We start from the raw sequence: 23,809 nt of genomic DNA, 5'->3' as shown, positions 1-23,809 counted from the left end.
GTGTTATTCAGGGTGAGGTAACGGTAATCACGAGATTGAGGCAGGTGGCCGCTGTTCGTCGACGAGAGTCACGTCGCTATCTACCTCCGGAAGATGATCGTTGAGATCGTTCTCTTCCCGATTACCGAGCAGATGTTCGAGGATGTCTGTAGCTGCAGGAGAGTACAGCGGACGGTTGTCGTTCCCGCAGCGGTCGTCCATGGTGCAGGCCGGGCATCCTTCGTCGCGGCCACATGAGCAGTCAACGATAAGATCGTGCGCACGCTGGGCGACGTTTTCAAAGTGTTCGTAAATCGATCGCGAGAACCCGAGACCACCTTCGATTCCGTCGTAGATGAACCAGCCACTCTTTTCTGGATTGCCGGGGAGCCGGTTCGTCGCTAAACCCCCGATATCGCCGCCATCAACTTTCAGCTCCAGTGGTGCGACGGCGATCATAGCGTGCTCGACGGCGTGGATGCCACCGAGGTACCCATGAAGCCTAGGTGGGAGATTAATACACTCCGGGTTGTGGTACTCCGAGTGTTTGTTCAGCATCGCGCGTTCAATATCGTTGGGAGTTTCAGCCCAACACAGCTGAGTTCGCATCTCTAGAGGCGGGACACCGGTTTCATTGCCAATTTCTAGTACATCTCCACTTCCGATTTCTCGCTTGAGGTACGTGCTATAGTGGACAGATACCGTTCCATACCCCCAGTTGAGCGTGAACGGCCCGACCTCGCGCGAGTCCTCGACGACCGTGTCGTAGATATTGACCTGGCCTTGAGACTGAGTGTAATAGCTCACATTCGCTTTTTCGAGCGAGATGTACGGCTGTGGGATGTCCTCTCGGAGTTCGACAACCTGGTACTGCTCGCCCTGGTGGAGAACAGTTGCACCTTCGTGGTAGTCTCTGTAGGCCCGGTCACGGCCGATCGGTTGGTGATCAATCGATCCATCGCCAGCTAGTCGGATGTCGAAGGTGTTTCCCCCGGAGGAGTACAGGCTGATTGCGTCCTGCGGGCGGTCGCGATGGGCGTACATCACGCCGCTGTCAAGTGATCCTTCGAGGTCGCCCTTACGTCGGCCGTACTCGACAGCACGTTCCAGTCGTTCCTCGCCTCCGAAATCCTTCGCGTCATCGCGTGTGAGGGGGAGTTCCTGCGCGGCGCAGTTGAGTTGCTGGAGGTACACGGGGTTGTTGTCGAGGTCGACGACGGCGCTCTCGTGGTCCTCTTCGAGGACGTACTCTGGGTGCTGGAGAATGTACTGGTCGAGCGTGGAGTGGCTCGGGACGAACACAGAAAGCGCATCTCGCGTTCCTCTGCCTGATCGACCTATTCGTTGCCAGAACGACTGCCGCGACCCCGGATATCCCATAAGGACGGTCCCATCGACGCCGCCAATATTGATACCGACCTCCAAGGCGCTTGTCGTCGAGACGCCGTCGAGGTGACCTTCTTTGAGTTGATACTCCGTCCCCCGACGCGACTGTTTTCCGTGTCCGGCGTGGTACGACGCGAGGTCCGGCCTAGCTTGATATCGATTCTCTCGGTCACTGATGAACCGCTTCGCACGGTTGACAGACAGTTCGGTGAGCTTCCGCGAATCACAGAACAAGAGCGACTGGACGTTGCTTTGGCACATATGAGCCCATACTTCCGGAGCCTCGACGGTCGCCGGTCGCTTCGACAGCGCCGGGGAGTCGATGTCGTCACTCAGACCGTCGTCACCACTCATCGGCGGGTCCCAAAAGACGAGGTGACGGACACCTCTCGGTGATCCATCCTCATCAACAACCACTGCAGGCTCACCGGTGAGTGCGAGAGCGTGTTCTGCGGGGTTTCCGATAGTCGCCGTCGTGAGGACATACTGCGGATCGCCGCCGTAGTAGTCGATGATTCGTTGGGCGCGTCGGAGTATCCACGCGACGTGCATTCCGCCGAGGCCGGTCCACATATGAGCTTCGTCGATAACAACTAGCGAGCAGTTCGAATGGAAGTCTGCCCACAGGTGGTGACTCTCCAGATACTGGTTCAGGCCAACGAAGTTCGTGATTACGACGTTGCACTCCTCGCGGATGCGAGACTTTTCCTCGCTCTTCGTGTCACCATCGTAGACACCGACACTGATATCCAGTGAAAGCGTGTTTCGAAGGAAGTCGTTGAGTTCTTTCTCCTGGTCGCGACTGAGAGCCTTCGTCGGATATACGATAAGCGACCGTGTCTCCGGATTCTCAAGGTACTGACGAGCAATATGAAGCCCGTAAACCAGCGTTTTCCCCGAGGATGTACTAGTCGCGACGCACACGTTGTCTCCGCGGTCGAGCGCCTGGAGAGCACCTGCTTGGTGGCACCACGGGTCGAATTCAAGGCTTCGAGCAATCTGGGGCGGAAGCACGTCCCCTGCTGGAACAGTCTGTTCCTCACGAGCGGGAATCTTGAATTTCTCGTGAACTTGGCCGAAGTAGCGGTTATTTGGATAGGTACTCTCGAGCTCCTCGCCGGTGAGTTGGAGGATATCCGTCTCTAAATCGATGTCACCGTTGTTGGTGTGGTCCTTCGGGCTGGTTGTGAGGTCTGTTTGGCTGTGGTCGGTATCGTGGTCGTCGTGCATTGTTAGAAGTCCATGAGTCCGGTTTGTGTGGTTTTTTCATCAGCAGGAGCACTAGCAAGCTTGTGGCCGGGCGTTGCCTCAGCGATGGATTCGTAGACTGCAGCCAACTCACGGACGTCTGCCTCACAGTAAGCTCGAGCAGTGTCCCAGTCTACGTCACGACCGCGCTCTGGCGATACGAGAAGCCGCTGAATGCTCTTCGCCAGTGATTTTCCATCCACGGCAGCAGCAGCCGAGTCGCGCCCATGTCCGAGAGCCTCAGCAACGTCTTCGACCCGGTTCGTCCGACCGGGGAGGATGGCGTTGTCTTTTCGCACGGCCCAGTCGAACAGGTCGTATTCGAACACGGAGTCCGACCAGTAGTCTGCGTACTCCGGTGCGTGTCCTCGGATGAATCGGCTGAGATGTTTGAAGTCGAAGTTGTGACCGTTCCACGCGATGAGGGACGTGCGATCGTACTCGCTGGCTAGCCACGCAACAAACTCTCGGGTGGCTTTCCCTGGATTGTCTCGCGACGGTTCTGTATCGATGAAGTCCACGTACTCGTCTGTTTCAGGGTCGTAGACTCCGACGAGCCAGATGATACTCGGGTTGAGGCCGTCAGTCTCGATATCAATGAACAGCGGACTGTAGTCTGCTGCGGGGACGGCCTCGTCTGTGAGACGGATGACGCATCCTTCGGATAACGCGTGGGCGCTCTGGCGAATGCTCTGCGCTTTCGACTCACCGATACCTCGAACCTCACGAAGATTGCGTTCCGTCGCGGCTGCGACGTCGTCACGCGTCTCATACCCATTCCGAGAGAGCTTCGGGGCGGTTCCCTTACCCACACCCGAGAGCGCTCGGAGGCCGAATTTATCTGCTGGGGTCGTAGACACAGCGATGCGGCCGCCCGCATCAAGCGAAATACAGGCGAGTTCGGGTGCCCCTTGCCGACGGGTTGGAGCAACGCCACGGACGGGAAGGCGAACGCTCTCGTCTTCGACGTCAGCCTTCCACACGAAATCGTAACTGGCCTCCATGGTCCCGGTGAGGAACGTTACTTCTCGGTCGGTTCGGTGCTGGAAACGGGCGATATGCTCGAGACCATCGAGTGAGACGTCCAATGTGACCGAGTCGGCGCTCGTCTGGATCTCATCACAGATGACGTAGTCGACATCCTCTGGGATTTCTTGTCCGCTGGCGGTGGAGGCCCCACCAATGAAGTCGAGCGAGTTGACGATAGACACGGTGATCCCGTCAACAGTCTCGGTGTGAACAGCGCTACGCCGTGTGTGAATTACCGGACATGAAGCAGTCCGTTCGACAGTGCTCACCGTTCGCATGTCCAGCTTTTCTTCGACAATGTAGATGAGATCCGCATCGAAGTAATCGACGAGGTCCTCGATGGCTATCGTCGTAGCGTCGACTAGCGCGTCGCACCGGAGAACAAGCAGACGTACTCCAAGGTCGCCCGCCATGTCTCAGTGGGTGATTGTTCCCTGTCCGGGTTGGCTATAGGTAGGGTTTCCCTCGTCTCGCGTGCTGGTCATACACTCAGTATTGGAACCCTCTGGCTTATACCTTCTGACTAGCCACTCCGAGATGTTCTTATCTCCGACTTAGACGAATTCAAAAGAAGATTTACTGAGTCCGACCCTTCGGACCTCGGTTCACAAGACGAGCGATATATACGGTAATGCGCTGAAATACGCTTCTCTCGGCTTTCTCCTTAGCATCTGGGGTGGTCTTTTGTTGCTGATTGCCCTCCCTGTGTTCTTCAAGAATCTTGTGGAACGTCGGATCGGGCTCAGTCGGCAACTCATAGTGATCTCCCCGTGCGAGTGCTTCTTTCCGATCGCAGTCCTCCTTGCATGAGATCCGTTTTTGATTATTGCTATCTTCTTGCCAGTCAACCGTACCAAAGAGAGCATCATACTCCTGACTGCCAACAAGTGCTCGTGAGGTGATGCCGACTGCAAGCGCTTGGAAACGGAGGGCCAAGAGTGATGCCACGAGCCCGTTGTTCGTGGCTACGGAGGGCGCCCGCTCATCACCTTCGCCATCATCTGCCAGTTCTTCACCGCCATCCATGCCTTGAACGTATCCAGCTCCACGGGCGGCATCTGGCTCTCTATCGTGAATCACGCCCTCTTCCTGATATCCGTGGAACCAGTGGCCAGTGCACTCAAGACATGGATGCCCTGGTCCAGTAGCAGAGATAAGCGATCTAGACCCGATATCGAGTTCATCTTTATCATCATTCGGGATGAGCTCGGTACCTCCGTCAAGAACGGGGATAAGATGAGCATACGAAACCTCATCGAGAAGATACCGAACCCAATGCGTGTCGGCGGCGTTGATGATGATATCGCAGTCGAGCAGTTGCGGAAGGCAGGCGTGCTCCTCGTCTTCCTCTACTGCACTTCCGTATTCTGCCTGTGCGGTGAATTGTGGGTTCGTTGCCGACCGCTCTGCGATCTCCTTTGCCACCTCGACTTTCGGCTTACCGACATCATCAGATGTAGCGCCGTAAGATCGATTGAGGTTCGCACGTTCGAGGTAGTCAAAGTCGACGAAGACCGTTTCTCCTACGCCGAGTCGTGCTAATTGTTCGGCGAGGAGTGAACCGACACCGCCGAGGCCCACGACTCCAACGCGGAAGCCTGCAAGCGTCTGTTGGCCGCGTTCTCCCCAGAGCTCTACCGTCGAATCCTGAGCCTCTGAGTCGATCGCTCCGCCCGTTCCAGCCGGCCCCGTAGCATCCCTGATCGTTGGGAGCTTTCTGATTCGTTCGCCTACAACGCGGACCGCTGTTGTGTGCGTGAATTCACCTGTTTCCTCTCCAGTACGGCTTGCCCCTTTTGCTGTTGATGAGTTTGGATAGACGAACTCATAGGCTCGAACTGACCATTCACGTTGGCCAGTCTCGGGGTTAGGACGATCTGCCACGATACCCGCTGCGAGTGGGACCTCCGAGCCGAGATTCAGACCGATGTCGTACAGTTCTTCTTTGTCAGCTATTTTGTCGGGGCCAGACGGAGTCGCACCGCTTCCTGGATGGGTATGGATGAAGATCAGGCCCGCTCCTGGCACTTCTGCAGCCTCGTTAATTGCCCGTAGCGTATAGTCTGGGTGGAACTTTAGCTGGCCGTCGAAGTAGACGTCTCCCCGGCTCGGTTCGACGACCTTCTGTAACAGGTACGTCGTCCTTCTGTCTCCCGTGCTCGGGGTGATGATTCCGATTGCTCCTCGCTCGGGTAAACCATGCAGGTGGTGACCTTCTGGCGGCTTCAGGAATCCATCAAGTGTCTCCCATGTCTCTTCACTGAGCGCAAACTGGAATTCTGCCGCCTGACTGGGTGACGACCTGTCACCAACTGCACGGGCACGGTACGCTCCTGACATGCTATCCCGTTTCGAAGCCTGCGTCGATCACTTCGATTGCACGCACAGCGTGCTCCGGCTTTTCTGGCTTAAAATTCAAATGTGACCACCGGAGACTGAAGGTGACTCCCTGATCGACTCCCAAGTCGTTCTGAAGATACTTGTCTTGGTCACGACGGTCAGGATTATTGTCTTCCCACCCCTCTCGATTGGCACGTTCGACTGGCGGAACGGTCACAACCCAGTGAGGATCACTGTTGACGAAATTCTCAGGGAGGAAAATGTACACCTCCGCTTGCTCTGGCGTGTAGGAGTGTTGATATACGGTGAAGTCAAACTCTCCAAGCCAGACCGCAATTTCTCCTTCGTGTCTTCCGACCGGGACTGCTGGTGTGTGTCTTTCTCGGAGGGCCGAAAGCGCCTTCTGAAACGAAGGCTTCAGGTTCTCTTCTGCGAGTTTGGCTGGCGGGGAAGGTCTAACCATCTCGCCGGTGGAAGTTTCGTCCTCACTCACGACCGACCGCTCCCCTTCGGGACAATTCGGAAGAACTTCCGATTCTCGTCACTGAGGTCGACATTATCGGAGTCCTCGAACTGAGTGTCTTTGGGCTTGTTTTTTCCTTCCAGAGCGTAGAGCCACTTCTGGTCAGTTTTATCCCCGTCGGTTCCTGCTTCGATCATAATCGTCTCTGCGGTCTGAACGGGGTCGTCGAACCGAATCGTCGTATTCCCTATGTGGATCGGGTACGTCCGGTTCTCCTCCCCTTGGTCTTCAGTTCCCATGCGATAACGTCTGTTCTGGAAGGGTTTAAGAATTTGGACTAGAGCCATTCCGAACACGCTAAAATAGAAATTGGCCCTCTCTATTGAAATCACATTTCGATCGTGGCTATCCTATTCCCCCCTTGGACGAGAATCTCCGGCTACATAGCCGAACGACAATTAATCCAAGTACCCAACAGCACTGAGCTACAGGAGCGCCTCATGTACAGTGCGCTAATCTATGCGAATTTCTTGTTATCTCTTCAATAGGTTTCGGGCTCGAGATAGGAATCCTTCCCTAGGATCGTCGGCAGTCGTCTCACCAAGCCAGTCGAAAAATTCGTCCGGCGTCTTGATGATCAAATCGAGGCCTCGCTTCTCAATTCGAACCGTCATCGGTGGGTCGCGTTTGTACTCATGTAGCTCGAAGCTCATCGACTCCGGAAACGTCACCTGAAGTGTATCCCCGTCTTTGCTAATCTCGACATCCTCGCGGTCGATGAGGTTACGCCAGCGCTCCCGACCGGTATCGTACGCTTGCTCGGCCGGTTCGGTCGGGAAGTAGTCCGGTACGGGGCGGTCAGCAAATTCGTAGAGATCCAGCATCGCGGCTCTGACTTCACGGAGTGCATCTGAGTCTTCTCCCAGTACGAGGTCACGGTTCAGGTATTTATGTCCGAACCACTGGTAGATTGGATTCTCCGTGTCGATGAGGCGATTCACTTCTGCCTCACCCTGATGGGAGGTCATGAAGTTGACGTCGAATCGGAGTATCTTGGCTCGGTTCCGGAACCACTCTCCTGGCCGCTTGTCGTTGGATATGAACGCGAACATCGGGAAGGACGTTTCCCCGGTCCACCCGCTCCAGTAGTTCCGGAGCGTATCTAACGAGTTCACTTTCTGCTTGGTGATGTCGTCGACAACGACCGGGAACGAAGTGTGTGCCGATCTGAGATTCCGGACTTTCCGTTTGCCAATCTCGTCAGCGTCGACCGGAGCCTCCACGCGGTTTCCACTGATTAGTGACAGGGCGAAGCGGCAGAAGGTGCCTTTCCCACCGTTCGATTCTCCGAAGATGTAGAGGTAGGGGAGCGCTTTGTCGAGGTTGATGCCGTGCTGTCGGTAGAAGACTGCTTGTCGGTTCGCGAAGGGCGCCCAGAAGAACCAGAGGAGCGCTTCGTACATGTGCGCCTTGACCGCCGTAGAATTATTGGAATTCCCGTAGTCGTCGACGGTCGCGAAGTAGTTCTCAATCTCTTCAAGCGCCTCGTCTACCTTCTCCGGACTCTTCGGTGGTTGCGTGACGCGGTAGACCGTGCCGTCGTAGTGGAACTTGAGCTGATCCCTGTCTTCGTTCAGGTGCATCGTCGGCACGTCGAAGACCTGCTGGGCGTACCGCTGGAAAGCGTCTGGGGTTGTGGTCAGCGTATCGTTCGACACCGTCGCGTCGAAATCGGTCATCTGAGACAGTGTACTCACCGTCGACTCGTCGTACCCCCTGAGTGACAGCGTGATACGATCCTGTGGCGCATCAGCCATGTCGGGATCACCGTCCCCTGCTGACTCATCGGTTCCCGCGGCGTCATCCGCTGATTGACTGCGTTCGTCTTCGGAGCTTGTTCCGCCATCGAGCGCGAGATCTACCGTCTCAACTTCAGCATCGATGTGGTCAGCGAGGCGGCCATGGACCTCTCCGAGTTCGTCTTGTGTCCCAACGCGCCCCTCCGTGTACAGTTTGATTACCTCTTCGCGGTCGTCATTCGACTGCTCAAGCTGTTCGGAGAGGTCCTCGAGGAAAGGACCCCCCTTGTTATAGGAGTCTCTGTGATCCTGATACAGGTCTTCGAACTGTGCGTAGAGGTCGCTCTCTACCGTCGTGTCGTACACGACCCCGACGTTCGTCTGGTTCGACCAGGCATTGCGGGATAGGTTCGGTGACCCGATGACGACCTTCGCCGGTGCTGCACTGGCCTCCGCTGACGAGTCCGATTCTGTGGTCGCTTCTCCACCGAGTGTCATCTGGTCGTCCTCATCGGCTTCCTCGCCTGCGTGGTCCTCCTCCGGGTATTCGATCAAGTAGAGTTTCGAGTGAACCTCCTTGTTCTCACAGAGGTAGATGACCAGTTTGTCGTCTCGGCGCAGCTGTTCCAGTCGGTCCGCGAGGTCTGGCTTATCGATGAGTCGCTCGCGATAGTCGTCGACGTCTCCGACAACGACCTCCAGCCGTTCTAAGTTCTCCAGATCCTCGAAGAGGTCGAGGATGAACTCGGGCGAATCACAGTAGGTGACCACGCGCATCCGCTTTGCACCCTCGAAGACGTCGGAGAACGACCGCCAGCTCTTGAATATCTCCACGTGGCTGGCGTCCGATTCGTCCGTGTTGAGTGGTATATCGAATTTCATTTGGTTTGGTCCTTGATTTCTGGTGACGCGGTATCAGTCACGGTGGTGCCACTAGCTGTCCACCGCGAGATGAACGAGAACTCCGGCAGCAGCTGCACCGGCTACTAATACACCGTTCTGTCCCTCGAAGACACCAAGGACGCCACCAAGACTGGCGAGCTGTTGGGTAGCGACCAGAGCCGTGACGCCAACGAGGGCGACAAACGCCAGGGAATGCGTGAACCCACGATGCGTGGTCAGTGAATCGAACGTGTCACCACCGGTGGCGAGGAGGACGACCGCACCGATCACGAGAACACCGATACCCAGAGTAGACGGACTCCCACCGACACCCAGTGTGTTCACGAGTCCACCGAGTAGCGCGACGCTATCTGGTGCGAACACGACGAGTCCGATAACGCCCCCGACGACCGTGAGTGCCCCCAGACTGCCAGCAGCTTGCCGTGGTTTTGACGCCTGATGATCGATGTCCGGTAGTAGCGATCCTACCACGAGGACGCCGCCGACGCCGGCGGCGACGATGATTGTTTCTCCGATGCCTCCACCGCGGTCAAGAACGAGGAAGCCAACGACTACGGCAGCAAGTAGTCCGGCGGCCTTCCCCGCGTTGAGATGTTCGTCGAAGTTCCCCATTTGAATTGACTCCCCTGTTGTCGTGTTGGTTGCTCGTCTGGACGCGGTCAGATGTACGGTACTCCTCTGATGATCTCGCCGTTGACGAGGTACCCCTTCCGTGCAGCCTCGGCACACCGGTCCGCGTAGTAGGTCGTTATCGGAAGCCGTGTGCTCCGCTGGGCGCTCCCGACGTGGCTCTCGCTGAGCCAGTATACTTGTTCCATTAGCGTCTGCATCGGTGTCTCACCCGCTCGCCGGACGATGCGGAGCGTTCGCGGGGTTCCGAGTCCATCGCTATCGTCGAATTCGGGTCGGCCCGTGGTCGTGAGGAAGCCGTAGTCGTCGTTCTGCGCGATGAAGATGCGCCCCTTGTGGTCGACGCGGAACTGTTCGTTACGTCGGAACGCCGCACGGGGCGCCCCGCTCTTCCGGATGTCGAGGATGTCGATGTCGATTCCCGTCCCGTCGAACGGGGCCAGGATGGCGTCGACATCTTCGAACAGTCGACCGTCGCGGTGAACGACGATACTGTTGGGTGCTTCGCCCTCGGCCCGGACGAACTCTCTGTGAACATCTTTGAGTACGTCGACAACGGCGTCCTCGTCGAACGTCTCTCCGGACTGGAGAGATTGCGTCTTCGAGACAAACACGGTCCCGTCTGCGAGCACGACGTTCGCGCTCGCGCCGAGGAACTGTCCGGTATCCGGGTCACGGGTCGCGTCGAGGCCGACGAAGCAGTCGGCATCACCGGGCATCTGGTCGACACGCCAAGGGACACCGCCAGCGCCAGCAACGATACCGAGCGCGGTGTTGCGGACGACCCATTTGTTGTCGAGGTTGTCCACTCGGACCATCTGCGACGGAATCGTCTGCTTGCCGAGCGCCTTCTTGAACTCCCCGTACGGGTCGTCGATGGTACCGTCCTGAATGAAGTCGTTCGTCGGCGATGGGACAGCAGCGAGAACAGCGTCGACATCGCTGATGGCAGCGGCTGCGTTACTGTACTCGATTTCACGACCCAACACGTACTCGCTGTAGGACGTTTCGTCCGGCGAGCAGTTGATGTCCTCGAGTTGCTTCTCGATCCGACCTCGGAACTCGACGAAGTCGTCTGCATACCGTTCCGGGACGAGGTAGTGGAGTTTGAACGAGGACGGACGACGGTAGACGCCGTATCGACTCAGCCCGGAGCCGGGGAGGTCAGCGGTGCGGTCGTTACCGAACCGGAGATTGTCCGCGCGGTCGACCTCCGTGGACATGAACGAAATACTCGGCCCGACGGGCGTCGGGTCGATGCTTGTCTCGACTGCCGGGAGTTCATCCAGGCCTGTAATGAACTGCGTCGCCTTCTGGAATCGCTCTTCAGGGAGCATCTTCGCGCGACGATCCCACTCCCGATGGAAACGCGGAGCCAACTGCTTGACGACTTCTTTGCGCGGGGAGACGCGGAGAAGTTGCGGGACGTGGACACTCGTCTCGTCGCTGTTGGGGTTGTATTGCACTTCGACGAGCCGCGGGTTCTCCGAACGAAGTTGTTCCAGCATCTCGTCCGAGACGCGGTCCTTTCGCTCGTACCAGTCCGCGAGCGACTGGTTTCCGAAGTCCGGAATCGGGTCTGTGAACCGCTTGTCTGAGACGCCCTTGAGTCGCCCGCTCCCGGGCGTCGAGTAGGTTTCTGGGTCGTGTTCGACGTGCGTGTCGACGAGTTCGTCGACCGTCGCGCTCACTCGGTTCATGTACTCGTCGACGGTCGCCTGGCTGCGGGCGTGGTGGCTAGCCTCAACCCCGACGTAGGCGTCACCGGAGGGAAGCACCTCAATACTAAGCCGATATGCGAGACACGCCTCGAAGAGTCCCTCTGGCCCACTGATAACGGGTTCCTTCGTGCGGATACGATCCACCCGCCCCGTCTCGTACTCGTCGGTTCTGATGCTCTTCTTCATCAGCTGCTGGAGGAGACGAACCATCGTCTCGTTGTCAGCCGTGTCGTCAGCTCGGAGGGTGACCCGAGTTTCACCCGTGAGTGTAAACGGGTCAGGCAGGTACGCCTCCAGCGGCTCGGTAGATATGAGCGACATCACGCCCGCGTGCGTGACGGCCGCGTTACTGGACGAGCGGAGATACGCTGCGAGATTGTACGTCGCGTCCATCGGACTGTCCTCGAACGCGTCGTCGGCTTCGATGCGGTACTCGTAGACAGATAGCGTCTCGAAGTGGCGATCGAAGGGGAACAGCGAGAGGTACGGAAGATTATCCTGAAGCGTGTCGAATAGCTGATCCCCGGACCTCTTCTCTGACGCGCTGCTGTTGTCGGTGTCATCCAAGGGTGATCCGACGACTTCAGCGCGTAGTCGTGAAGACCCGTTCAGACTCTTCTCACCCCGGAACTCGTTTCCTTTTGCGTGCTCAAGTTCGTACCAGCGCCCCGACTCCCAAGCGAAGTCGCTCAGCGTGTTATTGTTCCAGATTGCGAGCGGGAACTCGTTACCCGCAGTGTCGCGGACTTTGAGCCGCTTGGCCATTTTACTCGTTGGCCGGTCCAGTTCAGCCACCACCTGGACCGTGATGTCGATTCTTTTCCCATCCTCGATGTCGGCCTGCGTCGGCATCTACCAACGACATGGGCAACCGTCGACAAATATCTTTCCACTAGCGTAAGTCGGAATACGCTATTTTTGAAATAGGTGAAACGAGATATTGGAGGTGATTATTCCCTCAAGCAGGCCCACGCAGGCATATTGGGAGATATTTGGACTTGTAATCAATATCAGCCACCTTGTCCCCATCTATTCTACTCACCTAATATGCCGTGAGCGAACGAGAGTACTCTCTCAGATAGCGACATCAAGATGGAGTAATACTTATGATTGGCCGAATAATCATAGACAACATGACTGAGGAATCCCGAGCTGAGGATTTCATCGCCGACGCCGAGCGTCATAACGAATGGTGGAGCGAGGGAGTAGGTCAAGATTTGGAGGAGGCTGTAGATCTCACACCCCGTTCAGATTTCCATAAGATTCTGGAAGCGGTACACAAGCACGATGAAAAAGGGACTGACAACTTAGTTTATCCAATCTATGGGTCGACAGGGATTGGCAAGACAACGCTCCTGTATCAACTCGTGGCGGCGTTAATAGGGACTACCGAATTTCCTCCAAAAGACCCTGAATTCGACATAGTCTCATCTATCTCACCACGTCAGATACTCTACCTCCCCCTTGAGGCATCCCAATACCATTTAGAACGCCCGGGTGAGGGAATTGAACGATTGAAGCAGGTAATTGACTACTTCTACTCTCATATTGCTCCTCGACATGGAACGAAGTACATTCTCATAGACGATGTCGATATTCTGAACCTTGACGAGAATGAGAAAGAGACCCTCTTAGAGTTCGTAAATGAGGACACCTATCTATTCCTGACAGGAATCGTCAAGGAGCAGGTCAACCTCCGTGAACTAACGAAGGCCGATAAGATTGATCACGTCGAAAGACCCTGGGGAGTACTCCCGATGAAATTTGTTGACACCATCGGGCATCCAGAAGAAGAGGGAGGGCTGAGCGTTGATTTCAACCACGAGTTTAGGGAAGAGCTTGAATCCCTCCGGTCTGATCGGATTGCTGGCCCGCATCCAATCAAAGATGTTCGGAGGGGACTCAACCTGAAATCATCCGACACTAGCATTGATTCCGCGATCGACTCCCTCAATTCGCTATATTTCGAGTTCTTCAATCCATCCGAACGCGACGATTTCCATGACGCTGCGCGTGATTACCTGAGAAAAGGTGGTACGTTACACCAGACTGACGACTCCTCCATCAGAAACGAGATTGTCCGTTCGCACTTTCTCCTATACCTCTACAAGGGACTAGCAAAATACGGCTCTATTCAGAACCCCGAGAACCTTCATCGGCTGAGTTCGATTGCTGCTAGTCAGGGGGGTGAGGAGCTCCAATACACGGAGATAAGCAACCGAATCGGCGTCGATAGACGAACGGTCGATAGCTACCTCGGCATCCTCGACGATGGAATCGCAGTAACTGAGTCTCACGACTATTCGTTGCGACGCCACCGACGAACGCGACTCTATCTTCGCAATCCTCGACACGTTGTGCTACTCTCACAGCGCCAGGAACACTTCGGATTCGAGGAATACAGTCAGCAGAACGATCTCAATTTCGACTTCGAGTACAAATTGGCTCGAACTGTGGCGTTCGACCACGCGATGCGTCTGTCGTTCGCGGTGAAAGCATACGAAGTCGAGTACTGTCCAACTGACGCCGGATTAGTTGATTATGTTCTCCATCGAGAGGGGAAAGTGCTGCCGTTCATTCTCTCTTACCATCCACATACTGAGTCGGCAGAACAAATCGCGACGGAGTTTGACCCCGGTGTCGGGCAGCATACTGAGGACGATAGTGAGGATCTCCGTGACCTCGATTACGAAGCACCATACCGCTTCATCATCACGGATAGCCTCCCGAAAGAGGTGCGAGAAAACGGGTCACTAGTTGTCGAAAAGAACGATGTAAACATCTGCTACCTTCCATTTTGGTTATTCTTACTCATCTGCTAGTCAGTTGAATCTCTGCGCAGCAGGTTCCAGTCCAAGGAAGTTTACCCTCCAATTTGCGCCCTGAACACCTATCCGTCGATGTCCAATAGGGTCACTCAGCCGACTTAGTCTAAGTAAAGGTTATGTTGTTTCGGTAAGCCAGACAAAACATCCGGATGACTCGTAAACAAATAGGGAAAAACACGGGGAGGTCTGGACGAGTGAATCTGTCCGGACCTGAACTCGATAAGTTCGATGCAGAGGTGGGCGAGCCAATCAAGATCGACATCGCTGAGTCGAAAGAAATCGCTCACGCACTCATCAACAATAGCGATCGTGGGGAGTTCATCATCGTCTCCAAACCGGGGCAACAGGGGGTTGATTCATGAGTAGCTCAGACTATCCGAGTCTGTTTGAAGCATGTACTCCCCGGGGAGACGTCCTCGACGGCACGCTACAGGAGGACCAGTTCGCCGCAAGCCTGGCAACTGTCGCACATTCGCCGGACGACGCCGCTCCTGTCTATCGGGATGCGACGCAGTTCTTCGATATGACGTACCCGACCGACGGGCTTCGGACGCTACTGAGCAACCTCGCGGGGCGGTTCCTCGCGGCTGGTGGGTACGATAGCGGTGGTTACTCCAGCAGTATTCTGTGCCTGGATACCCGTTTTGGTGGCGGGAAGACGCACGACCTCATCGCTTCGTACCACCTCGCGAATAATCCGACCGACATCGACGATCTAAACCGCCATCTCGTCGAGGGTGAGGAAGACCTCGGTGCTGCCTATATAGATGCGGTAGATCAGGGCCTCGACGTCGACACGTCTGTCTTCGTAGGGGGACACGTCGACGCCCGAAACGCCCGGAGCGACCGGTCAGACCCGAACGCTCCGAACACGCGGACGATGTGGGGAGAAATCGCCTACCAGCTGTATGGCCTCGATGGCTACGAGTATATCAAAGAGTATGATCAGGACCGGAATGCACCTGGTGGGAACACGCTGAAGGGGCTGTTCGAGCTTGGTGATGGTCCTGCCCTCATCCTCATCGACGAGATTGCAGCCTACCTCGAGGCGGCGTCCGCAGTCGAAGTCGGGAACGCGACGCTAGCCAGCCAGACCCTGAGCTTCGTTCTCTCACTCCTCGAAACCGCGTCAGAGGTCGACGAGGTCACGGTCGTATACAGTATTGCGGACACTGCCTTCGAAGAAGAGGCAGAGGAAGTTCGGACGCTCATCGACGAACTGAACCAGATCGGCCGTCGACAGCACAAGACCGTCACGCCGACCTCCGAAAACGAAGTCGGACAAGTTCTCCAACACCGCCTCTTCGAGGAGATCGAACGGGACCAGGCAGAGACGCTCGCCGAATCGTACTTCCAGTACTACGCGGGGAGTGACCGACAGTTCCCGCAGGAGGCGACGGACGCCAGCTTCGTCGACCGGCTGGAACGCGAATACCCGTTCCACCCGACGATCATCGATACGCTCACGGAGAAGATCGACACGATTCCGAAGTTCCAGCGAACCCGAGGCGCACTGAAGCTCCTCGCACGGGCGGTCTACTACCTCTGGAACCACCAGCCCGATCACTACGACCGCCACTGGATTCGACTGTACGACCTCACGCCCGCTGACAACGCTCCCGACGGGAGTATAGACTCGACGCTTCGTGAGACGCTGTTCGAATTCGTCGACCTGAGTGCGGCTGTCTCGGCTGACATCTATAGCGAAGACAATACCGCCCATGCCCAGCTTGAAGATCGCAAGTGGACGGAGAAAGGGATTCCACCGCTGGGCGGCCATCTGACGACAACAGTCCTCTGGCATAGCCTGGCCTACGGAGAGCAAGCAACCGGACTCACGCGTGCGGAGATGAACGCCGCACTCGGTCATCCCGACATCCGTTTCGACAACTACGACTCGGCGTTGGAGGCGCTGTCTGGCGGCGACATGAACGTCGCGTGTTACTACCTCTACGACGAGGAGCGCGTCCGGTTCAAGTCCGATCCGAACCTCATCCGCATTATCGACCAGCGGGTGGACAACACGCCCGACGCGCAGGCCCGGAACCGATTCGAATCCCGGCTGGAGAACTCCGAGATCGGAACTGGCGGCTTCAAGACCGTCGTCTTCCCTGAGTCACCAGCCGACCTTCCGGACAAGGTCTCCAAGCCGCAGCTCGCGGTGATGCACATGGATACCGCTCCTGTCTCCGACGGTGGGAGCGAGACCCCCGAGAAGATTCAGACGCTGTACCAGAAATCCGCCTCGAAGCACGGTGGCGAGACCCAGAGCCGAGTCTACAAGAACTACGTCCTCTTCCTCGCCCCTGACAAGGAACGTATCCAAGGTGCGATCGACGAGGCGCGTCAGCTGGAAGCCATCGAGGCTCTCCTCGACGACTCCCAGCAGACCGCCGACCTCTCCAACGAGCAGATCGAGGAGCTCCGTGAGCGCCGTGATCAGACGCACGGACTCTTGGGTGAGCTCGTCCGGGGTGTGTACCGTCACCTGTACTACGTCGACCGAGATGGCCTGACGCATCTGGCGATCAACGCCACTGAAGCGAACGGTGGCACGACGCTCGTCAACGCCGTCGAAGAGACGCTCGAAGACCGGCTTATTCGTGCTGACGCGGGTCCGAAGGGGGTCGCGTTCTTCAAACAGAAGCTCTGGCAGCAGACCCAGGACAGCATGACCACCGAACAGTTGGTCACGCAGTTCGCGAAGAAGCCCGGACTCCCGTACCTCCTCAACACTAAGCCGCTGCGAAAGACGGTGGCGAAGATGGTCGACGACGCCGGGTACACGTACTGGGACAGCACCGCCGGCGAGAACGGCCTCGCCTACTGGGACGGCGACGAGGACGACCGCCCTGAGAACTGGCGGAAGGCAAATCCGCTCTCCGAGTCGCCAGACGTCCGCACGAGTATTCGTGATTCGGACGTCAAGATTGGCGACGAGTACGTCGTCTACACCGATGTCAACGAGCTCCTCGATGTCCACCACGACGTCATCCGACCACCGGAGACGACGAAGGATACGTGCGCAGAGGAAGGATGTACTAACGAAATCGGTGTCGACCAGCAGTACTGCGCCCAACACGAGCCCGAGAAGCTGACTTGTCACCAGTGCGGACGGGAAGTCGACCATCTGGGGCCTGACGGGCTCTGTTCGCGGTGTGACGGACCGAACGACTGGGAGCGGTCGACGAGTCTGATGGCTACCTCCCGAGCCTTCAACGAGGTTCGGACGCACGCACTCGGAAAAGCGTCCTCAGGTAGTAATCCTGGGATTGAGCGCGTCACTATCGAACTTGGGGGCGATGACCAGCTGTCGAAGGGCTCGTTCATCGCTCAACGCCAGGCGTTGAAGGACCGGGCAGACAACGTCTCGGTACGGATGCGGTACAAGACGGAGTCGTCGGCCGGGGCGTCGTATCAGGCCGAGTTTACCGGTGGTATCGACGAGTTCTCCCGCGTGACGAACCAGCCGGACCCGTTCGACGGCGCGTCGCTCGTCGAACTGAAGTTCCGCGTCGACCTGAACGACCCCGAGCCGATTACGAGCGCGGAAGACGACGTGCTCGCGGAACTTCAGGACGAGCTGGGCTCGACGAACATCGACGTGAAGGTTCAAGGCCGAGGACCGGTCGAAGTACCCGCAGAGGTTCAGCAATGACGTCCCACCCTACCCCCGACGCAGACGCGACGCCAACACTCGGCCCCGAAGACGAGACCATCGGAGCGGGCCAGTTCGGCAGTAGCGTCTACGGGGGCCGCCCCACCTTCGCGCTCGTCCGTCGTGACGACGCCGAGGGTGCATCGCTGACACTGTACGAACTACTGCCCGAGGCGCAGGCGTCCGCTCGTCGTGACCGTCTCCAGCGTGGTAACCCCAATCGGGGCCTCGTGACGGAAGCGTTCGAATCGGTGTTCGGAGAGTCAGCGGATCCAGAGGTCGACAGATGGGAGTGGGACGACTGGACGGCGATGAAAGTCACGCGGCTGTCTGAGAGTCGGCTCCGCTCTATCCTCCCGCTGGTACGGGAGACGCTCCGTGGGGCAGACCGAGATGAGTCTGTACTCACCGCTGGCGGTGCTGCCGAGGTGTTCCTCCCGGAGACCGTCGGCGTTCGATTGGCTCTGGGCTTCCTTGGTGTAAAGCCCATTCAGCGGGTTGACCGGATGCGGGCGTTCTGTCGTGGTATCGCGCGAATGAGTGACGAAGAGTGCTACTACTGGCACGCGAAGTGTCGGTCGCCGTCGAGCCCGAACGGCGAGAAGGCGCTACGAACGCTGCTGACCGACCACATCTAATAATGAGTGAAAAATCAACTCCGGAGATGGATAGTGAGCCGTTGAAGTCGCTTGCCGTTGAAGGGAAGCTACCGCTCAAAGCAGTTGGTATTGAAAATCTAAAAGAAGCAAATCCGAAGCATATGCCTCCTCACCGGTATTTACACCCATGGTATGCTAGGAGGCCTACACCGGCATCCCGTCTCGCAATTCTAGCATCAATACTTCCGGAGGGAACCGATCCAGATCAGCTACTTCGGTGGATGCAGATTGGACCAAAAGAGCAGATATCCTCTTCCCTTTCTGAATACGTAGAGCGCAAAAAGGCCACAGAAAGCGAGAGGAGTGGTTCTTTAGGAGACCATTATGGATATCCTCGCCCATTTACATCATCACCTAGTGAGAAGCAACGAGCCGAACTTCACCAGCAACTTCGGGAGTTTTGGGATGGAGAACTTCCTACTATTTTGGATCCTACGGCTGGTGGGGGAGTTATTCCATATGAGGCACTCAGATACGGACTCCCCACTAAAGCTAACGAGCTCAACCCTGTTGCCTCTCTAATTCTCACTGTAATGTTAGAGTATGCACCAGAGGCCGGAACAATTGAGAAAGATGTGAAAAAGTGGGGGTCGAAGATTAATGACAGGGCAAAGAGCCAATTAGAAGAATACCATTCGTCTTTAGTTAAGACTCACACCTCGGTTGCGTAGCGGTAGCGAGCGTCTCTTGTAAGATCGGTCGTTGCTTGTGGATCTTCTGTGCGTCCTTGATCAGCCGCTCCAACAGCGGCGGTGGCGAATAACCGAGGTGCTCACCGAGGTCGTGGAGGATGAGCTGGGCGTGCGACCGGAAGGTCGCCGCCCAGCGCTCCGGTGGAAACACGAGCTCATCGTCAGCCTGCTCGGTGACCAGATCCAACAAATCACGGCTCACAAGCAGTGACAGCAGCGCTGCGTACAGTAAGATCTTCACCACGTGCTCGTTGCTCGTGTCGAACTCGTCCAGGTCGTACTGCGTCTTCAACTCACGGAACAGCAACTCAACTTCCCACCGACACCGGTAGATCTGCGCTAGGTCTGCCGGAAAGAACTCCTCTCTCGACAGATTCGTCACGTACAGATGGTAGTCGTCGGCGTCCTCGTTGCGGACGCCGACGACGCGGAACCGCTTCGTATCCAGCGAGCGCGTCCCCTCGTACGGCCCGCGCTTGAACTCGACTTCGACCTCCACATCGATGTACCTCCGGTCGAGATCATCGAGAACAGCTCGGAGCTGCTTGCCTTCTAAGGGAATGGCGCGCCCGCGCCATTCCCGTAACTCCTCCGTTATCACCGGATTCGCGTTCTGTTTCAGCCGGCTCACGAAGGAGCCGCCGTTCTCGTCGATCAACGCAAACCGGCGGTACTTGAAGTACGCCAAGTCGAACAACACGAGGCGGTTTTCAAGCCACGTGCCTGTCTTGAACAGCGTGCTGTCGTGTGTTTTCTCGTCGGTTACGTCGAGCCGTTCAATCGTCTGGTCAGTAGCATTGTGGAGCAGGTGGAGCTTCGCTCCAGCCTGCTCCTCGTGACGGGCTTCGTACTCATCGGAGAGAAACTCGTGTAACCGCAACACCGTTCCATCAGCGATCATCACGTCCTTGAACCGGTCGATATCAGCACCGACAGCGTCTGGGACTGCGACCTCGTCGAGACCTCGCTCGACGAGGTCACGGAGGTACTCCACGAGCGACGGTGTCAACCGCTGGTAGAAGCCGCCGGGAGAGATCGGCTCGTCAGCTGTCGAGTTGTAGCTGCGACGAAACCCTGCGAGTGTTCGGCGTTCGCCTGCGGCGAAGCCGAACACGAACGACCAGACGAAGGCGGGAATCTGGAGCTTGCGATCACGTTCGACCACGCCGAGTTCCTCGGCGTGCTCTTCGAGGAACTCAGATGGAAAAAGCGTAGTGAGCCGACGCATAATCCGAGATGAGGAGGTTTCGTGGTACACACTCGTTGCCTCCTCGTTCCTTCCGCAAACATACCTCGATACGCCGCCGCTGTCATGCGGTTCGTCTCCTAACTAAAGACGGATGAGTGTCAAACTAACCTGCGTGCGATCGACATCCGCAGTCCCCTGGAGCGCACCGGGAATCCCCTCTCTGTCCGGGAGCATGAACGTGACGTCGCCATAGTCAACACTCCCGGTCTGGTGGTTGTTCCGCCACTTGGTCCGCATTGCGGTCACGTCGTCGCCGTTGTACTCGAAGCGCCACGTTTCTGCCTCCGTGTCGGCCTTCCGGAACGGGTAGCCCGGGACCCAGTCGGAAGCCTTGTCCGAACCGGTCGTGTTGACGACGTACTCGGGCTCCTCGTCCTTCCCGATGTTCTCGAGCAAGTACGTCCGCACCATGTACTCGGTGACGCTACTGTCGAACCGGTCGGTGACCTTGTTCACGGTGAACTGGTCGCCCGGCTCCAGGTCCTCGATGTACTCGACGATTTTATCTCCGATCCGGTCCGAGACCGTCGGGACGATCTTGACGGTCGTGGGATTGCGGTCTCCCAGCGAACCAAGGTACCGGCCCCCAGCTTCCAGAACGTAATCGTCGACGAGGAACTCGTTGACCGCCTCTCGAGCGATGGACTCGGTCTCGTCCGGCGGGAGAAACACGGTCTCGTCGGCCCGGATCTCGCCGATGATCGTGTCGAGGTTCGCATACCCATCCTTTTCGATGCTGTCCTCGATCTGGTCCCGGAGGTACGACGCACCAATTGTGGTCGCACCGCCGACGTCCCGGAGCGCCGCATCGGACTGTGGCTTGTCGAGAATCTCGTTCCCCTTCACGATGACGTACTGGTCCTCGCTGTTGAGCCGACCGATTGCACGCATCACGACGTCGTGACTGTCGCCATCGATCCAGACTTCGCCATCCTCGACGAGTTCCACCTCGAAGTTCCCGATGTCGATCGCAGGCTCCCCGCTTCCGAAGCGCTGCCGCAACTCCTGCTCGACGTCGTCGACGCCCCAGATGTCCACGTCGTCCTTATTGACGAGGACCGTGTCGAGGGAGCTTCCAGTGAGGTCGTCGCGGAACCCACCCGAATCCCTCGCGAGCACCGGCTTGTCCTCCAGCGCCGTGACCGTCGCGTTCAGCACGTCGTTCGAACTCCCCGGAATCGGAAGCTCCGGGTCCCGGAGGAACTGCTCGTAGATGTCCTCGACTGAGATCTCACCGCGACGGTCCAGGAGGTCCTCGACGATCTCCCAGACGTGGGACTGCAGGTCAAACGGATCGGCTGCTGCGGACGCGGCGATATTCGAGGCGTCGAGCTCAGCCTCGTCCATGACATACACGTCCAGGTCCATCGGCGCGACCTTGTCGAAATCGTTGAGGAGGTCGTCGCCATCGAGCACCTCGCCGTAGAGGAGTTGGAGCTCTTCGCGAAGCTCGTTCTCCTCTTGCTCCTTCATCTGTTGGATCGACGTCCGAATCTCCCCGTCCAACGACTCGTCCGCGAGCACCTGCCTCGAGCCCTCGATGTACCGCGCCTTGTCGATGTATCGTGTCCCGGACTCGATTGCTTTGTCACCGGACGGCTGGACGAAGACGAGTGTATTCCGCCACTCACGCCCTCGACCGTCGTTCGTGATGACGCGCTTGACCTCCTCCTGCGTCCATTGGTCGTCCTTCACGACGACAGTGACGTCGCGGTCATCCGGAATCTCCCGGATGTCGTTCGTTCGGAACCCGACCGGGTACGCATTCGACCCAAAGATGTCCGTGATGTAATCCGCGATCTCGGCTTTCGCCGACGTCTCGGAGACATCGACCGCCGCGTTTCGGATGAGTGCGTTCGGGTTCTGTCGATCCCGAATCGCATACTTTCCATTCAGCTTGTGGAGGTGCCACGCGACGCCGTGCAAGCGCTCAAGATTGAGCACGACGTCAGAGACGAGGTCGCCAGTCTCGTACGCACCCATCACGATTTCTGAGACGTCCGCGCCTTCACCCTCGCTCGGTTTCAGCGAGTACAGAAGAATCGTGTTCAGGATCCGTCGACCATGCGGGACCTCGTCAGTATCAATCCGATTCTTGATGTCGCCTGTTGCCGCATTGAGCCGCTCGTAGTTGATCTTCGCGAGCTCGTCCTCGAACTCGATTGCGTCGATGTCCCCGTGCGTGATCAGATCGGTCTGATCCTGCATCTCCAGGAGGACCTTCGAGAAGAGATAGATCATCCCCCGGGTGTTCTGGTTCCCTTCGTCGGCATAGTACCGCGTCTCGAGTGCATCGAGGAGAACCGGGTGGAACGGGTAGAGATCGTGCATCTCCGACAACAGGTCATTGGGAAGGTCGACGTGGTCGGACTGGTCGTACGCGTCGTAGTACCCGTTTACGATGTCGCGGGCTGCGCTCTCTTCGACTGACTCGATCAGCCGGTGCCGAAGGACCTCGCGTTTGTCCACCTGATTGTTCATGTTGACCTCGACTGCTTGCTCGCGATTCAGAATGTCGTGAACCTCCGAGCCCTCTCGCAGGACCGACACGATTGTATAGAGTTCGAGGTCCGAGAGCGCCGTCGATTCCAACAGCGACTGCAGGAAGGCTTTGTTCGCGCTCTTGCGGTCTCCCTGGAGCGTATCGAACCAGTCCTCAAGTTCATCGACGAAGAACGCAACCGTCTCGTCACCGACGGCTTCCTGAATCTTCTGCATGTCAGGGTAGCCACCCGACTCGAACGTCCCAGGGTCGTGGTCGAGAGCTTCGAAAAAGGGCTCCCAGAGGTATTCATACTGCTCGTTCTGCATCGCGACCGTGATCGGGATAGCCGATTCGGGGAGTGATGCATCAAAACCCTCGATCGAATCAGCAGCCCACTCACCCGCCGCCACAGGGTCGTCGAAGCAATGATACAGCGCCACCATCTGGTGGGACTTCCCACTCCCGTACGGCCCGTAGAGGATGTGCGTGCCACGTGGATCGTCCCCGGTGAGAGAGTCCCGAAGAATGGTCAAGGCCTCTCGAAGACCTTGAGTCATCAACGTCCGGTCAAAGAAGAGCTCCGCATCGGACTCAAACTCTCGCTCGTCATCCACGTTGTAGAGTTTTACTTGCCCGTCAATTTGTCCCTCTTCCCGAAGCTCACGACTCAACGTGACTGTGTCCTCCAGGGTATTGGACAAGGCGTCTGATTCAGCCATCTGGATACCTAGACATTTCGG

The 23,809-nt window shown here is 57.3% G+C and carries 15 protein-coding genes; 5 read left to right on the top strand and 10 right to left on the bottom strand.

Annotated features, from left to right (window positions below; genetic code table 11):
* Positions 1 to 27 precede the first annotated feature (27 nt).
* From ACSG06_RS20090 to ACSG06_RS20055, 8 genes are all read right to left on the bottom strand, one after another.
* Positions 28 to 2,595: a DEAD/DEAH box helicase gene (locus ACSG06_RS20090; RefSeq protein ID WP_440992078.1), complete on the bottom strand. Its 2,568-nt coding sequence runs from the start codon at positions 2,593 to 2,595 to the stop codon at positions 28 to 30.
* Between the two features lie 2 nt (positions 2,596 to 2,597).
* On the bottom strand, positions 2,598 to 4,055 hold the full coding sequence (locus ACSG06_RS20085) for a ribonuclease H-like domain-containing protein (protein WP_440992077.1): 1,458 nt from the start codon (positions 4,053 to 4,055) through the stop codon (positions 2,598 to 2,600).
* A gap of 163 nt (positions 4,056 to 4,218) precedes the next feature.
* A complete protein-coding gene (locus tag ACSG06_RS20080) occupies positions 4,219 to 5,982 on the bottom strand; it encodes a HesA/MoeB/ThiF family protein (protein ID WP_440992076.1) in 1,764 nt (587 codons plus the stop codon).
* Position 5,983: 1 nt separating this feature from the next.
* Positions 5,984 to 6,475 (bottom strand): hypothetical protein, encoded by a 492-nt coding sequence (locus tag ACSG06_RS20075; RefSeq protein WP_440992075.1) that lies wholly within the window; start codon positions 6,473 to 6,475, stop codon positions 5,984 to 5,986.
* Complete coding sequence (locus tag ACSG06_RS20070) at positions 6,472 to 6,744, bottom strand: hypothetical protein (RefSeq protein ID WP_440992074.1); 273 nt, start codon at positions 6,742 to 6,744, stop codon at positions 6,472 to 6,474. Before ACSG06_RS20070 ends, ACSG06_RS20075 begins: the two co-directional genes overlap by 4 nt.
* Positions 6,745 to 6,978: 234 nt before the next feature.
* Positions 6,979 to 9,126: an Aq_aa27 family P-loop NTPase gene (locus ACSG06_RS20065; RefSeq protein WP_440992073.1), complete on the bottom strand. Its 2,148-nt coding sequence runs from the start codon at positions 9,124 to 9,126 to the stop codon at positions 6,979 to 6,981.
* A 51-nt stretch (positions 9,127 to 9,177) separates the two neighbouring features.
* Positions 9,178 to 9,759 (bottom strand): metal-dependent hydrolase, encoded by a 582-nt coding sequence (locus ACSG06_RS20060; protein WP_260644154.1) that lies wholly within the window; start codon positions 9,757 to 9,759, stop codon positions 9,178 to 9,180.
* Positions 9,760 to 9,806: 47 nt separating this feature from the next.
* Positions 9,807 to 12,350, bottom strand: coding sequence for a Piwi domain-containing protein (locus ACSG06_RS20055; protein WP_440992072.1), 2,544 nt, complete (start codon positions 12,348 to 12,350; stop codon positions 9,807 to 9,809).
* Between the two features lie 281 nt (positions 12,351 to 12,631).
* Between ACSG06_RS20055 and ACSG06_RS20050 the strand changes: the two genes are divergently transcribed.
* From ACSG06_RS20050 to ACSG06_RS20030, 5 genes are all read left to right on the top strand, one after another.
* Positions 12,632 to 14,320 carry a DUF8612 domain-containing protein gene (locus tag ACSG06_RS20050; RefSeq protein ID WP_440992071.1) on the top strand — a complete coding sequence of 563 codons (1,689 nt, stop codon included), beginning with the start codon at positions 12,632 to 12,634 and terminating at the stop codon, positions 14,318 to 14,320.
* Between the two features lie 155 nt (positions 14,321 to 14,475).
* Entirely contained in the window at positions 14,476 to 14,688 is a 213-nt protein-coding gene (locus tag ACSG06_RS20045; protein WP_440992070.1) for a hypothetical protein, read from the top strand.
* Positions 14,685 to 17,984: an ATP-binding protein gene (locus ACSG06_RS20040; RefSeq protein ID WP_440992069.1), complete on the top strand. Its 3,300-nt coding sequence runs from the start codon at positions 14,685 to 14,687 to the stop codon at positions 17,982 to 17,984. The genes ACSG06_RS20045 and ACSG06_RS20040 overlap by 4 nt, the downstream gene beginning before the upstream one ends.
* Positions 17,981 to 18,622 carry a DUF7680 family protein gene (locus tag ACSG06_RS20035; protein WP_440992068.1) on the top strand — a complete coding sequence of 214 codons (642 nt, stop codon included), beginning with the start codon at positions 17,981 to 17,983 and terminating at the stop codon, positions 18,620 to 18,622. Before ACSG06_RS20040 ends, ACSG06_RS20035 begins: the two co-directional genes overlap by 4 nt.
* 2 nt (positions 18,623 to 18,624) lie before the next feature.
* Positions 18,625 to 19,314: a DUF1156 domain-containing protein gene (locus ACSG06_RS20030; protein WP_440992067.1), complete on the top strand. Its 690-nt coding sequence runs from the start codon at positions 18,625 to 18,627 to the stop codon at positions 19,312 to 19,314.
* Here the strand turns inward: ACSG06_RS20030 and ACSG06_RS20025 are convergent.
* Both ACSG06_RS20025 and ACSG06_RS20020 read right to left on the bottom strand, forming a co-directional pair.
* The gene (locus tag ACSG06_RS20025; protein WP_050033929.1) at positions 19,289 to 20,563 is read right to left on the bottom strand and encodes an IS4 family transposase; all 1,275 of its coding nucleotides are present in this window, start codon (positions 20,561 to 20,563) and stop codon (positions 19,289 to 19,291) included. The two genes, ACSG06_RS20030 and ACSG06_RS20025, sit on opposite strands and share 26 nt — an antisense overlap.
* 102 nt (positions 20,564 to 20,665) lie before the next feature.
* Positions 20,666 to 23,788: a DUF499 family protein gene (locus ACSG06_RS20020; RefSeq protein ID WP_440992066.1), complete on the bottom strand. Its 3,123-nt coding sequence runs from the start codon at positions 23,786 to 23,788 to the stop codon at positions 20,666 to 20,668.
* Positions 23,789 to 23,809 lie beyond the last annotated feature (21 nt).

The organism is Haloarchaeobius baliensis, assembly GCF_052060055.1.
Taxonomy (GTDB): Archaea; Halobacteriota; Halobacteria; order Halobacteriales; family Natrialbaceae; genus Haloarchaeobius; species Haloarchaeobius baliensis.
The sequence above is the reverse complement of the archived record's forward strand: the minus strand, read 5'-3'. Positions and strand labels throughout refer to the sequence as shown.

Bases quoted from the DNA above. Each gene is read 5' to 3' on its own strand.
- ACSG06_RS20040 (WP_440992069.1), top strand. From the start codon at position 14,685: ATGAGTAGCTCAGACTATCCGAGTCTGTTTGAAGCATGTACTCCCCGG.
- ACSG06_RS20090 (WP_440992078.1), bottom strand. From the start codon at position 2,595: ATGCACGACGACCACGATACCGACCACAGCCAAACAGACCTCACAACC.
- ACSG06_RS20035 (WP_440992068.1), top strand. From the start codon at position 17,981: ATGACGTCCCACCCTACCCCCGACGCAGACGCGACGCCAACACTCGGC.
- ACSG06_RS20065 (WP_440992073.1), bottom strand. From the start codon at position 9,126: ATGAAATTCGATATACCACTCAACACGGACGAATCGGACGCCAGCCAC.
- ACSG06_RS20060 (WP_260644154.1), bottom strand. From the start codon at position 9,759: ATGGGGAACTTCGACGAACATCTCAACGCGGGGAAGGCCGCCGGACTA.
- ACSG06_RS20020 (WP_440992066.1), bottom strand. From the start codon at position 23,788: ATGGCTGAATCAGACGCCTTGTCCAATACCCTGGAGGACACAGTCACG.
- ACSG06_RS20080 (WP_440992076.1), bottom strand. From the start codon at position 5,982: ATGTCAGGAGCGTACCGTGCCCGTGCAGTTGGTGACAGGTCGTCACCC.
- ACSG06_RS20085 (WP_440992077.1), bottom strand. From the start codon at position 4,055: ATGGCGGGCGACCTTGGAGTACGTCTGCTTGTTCTCCGGTGCGACGCG.
- ACSG06_RS20030 (WP_440992067.1), top strand. From the start codon at position 18,625: ATGAGTGAAAAATCAACTCCGGAGATGGATAGTGAGCCGTTGAAGTCG.
- ACSG06_RS20045 (WP_440992070.1), top strand. From the start codon at position 14,476: ATGACTCGTAAACAAATAGGGAAAAACACGGGGAGGTCTGGACGAGTG.
- ACSG06_RS20070 (WP_440992074.1), bottom strand. From the start codon at position 6,744: ATGGGAACTGAAGACCAAGGGGAGGAGAACCGGACGTACCCGATCCAC.
- ACSG06_RS20055 (WP_440992072.1), bottom strand. From the start codon at position 12,350: ATGCCGACGCAGGCCGACATCGAGGATGGGAAAAGAATCGACATCACG.
- ACSG06_RS20050 (WP_440992071.1), top strand. From the start codon at position 12,632: ATGACTGAGGAATCCCGAGCTGAGGATTTCATCGCCGACGCCGAGCGT.
- ACSG06_RS20025 (WP_050033929.1), bottom strand. From the start codon at position 20,563: ATGCGTCGGCTCACTACGCTTTTTCCATCTGAGTTCCTCGAAGAGCAC.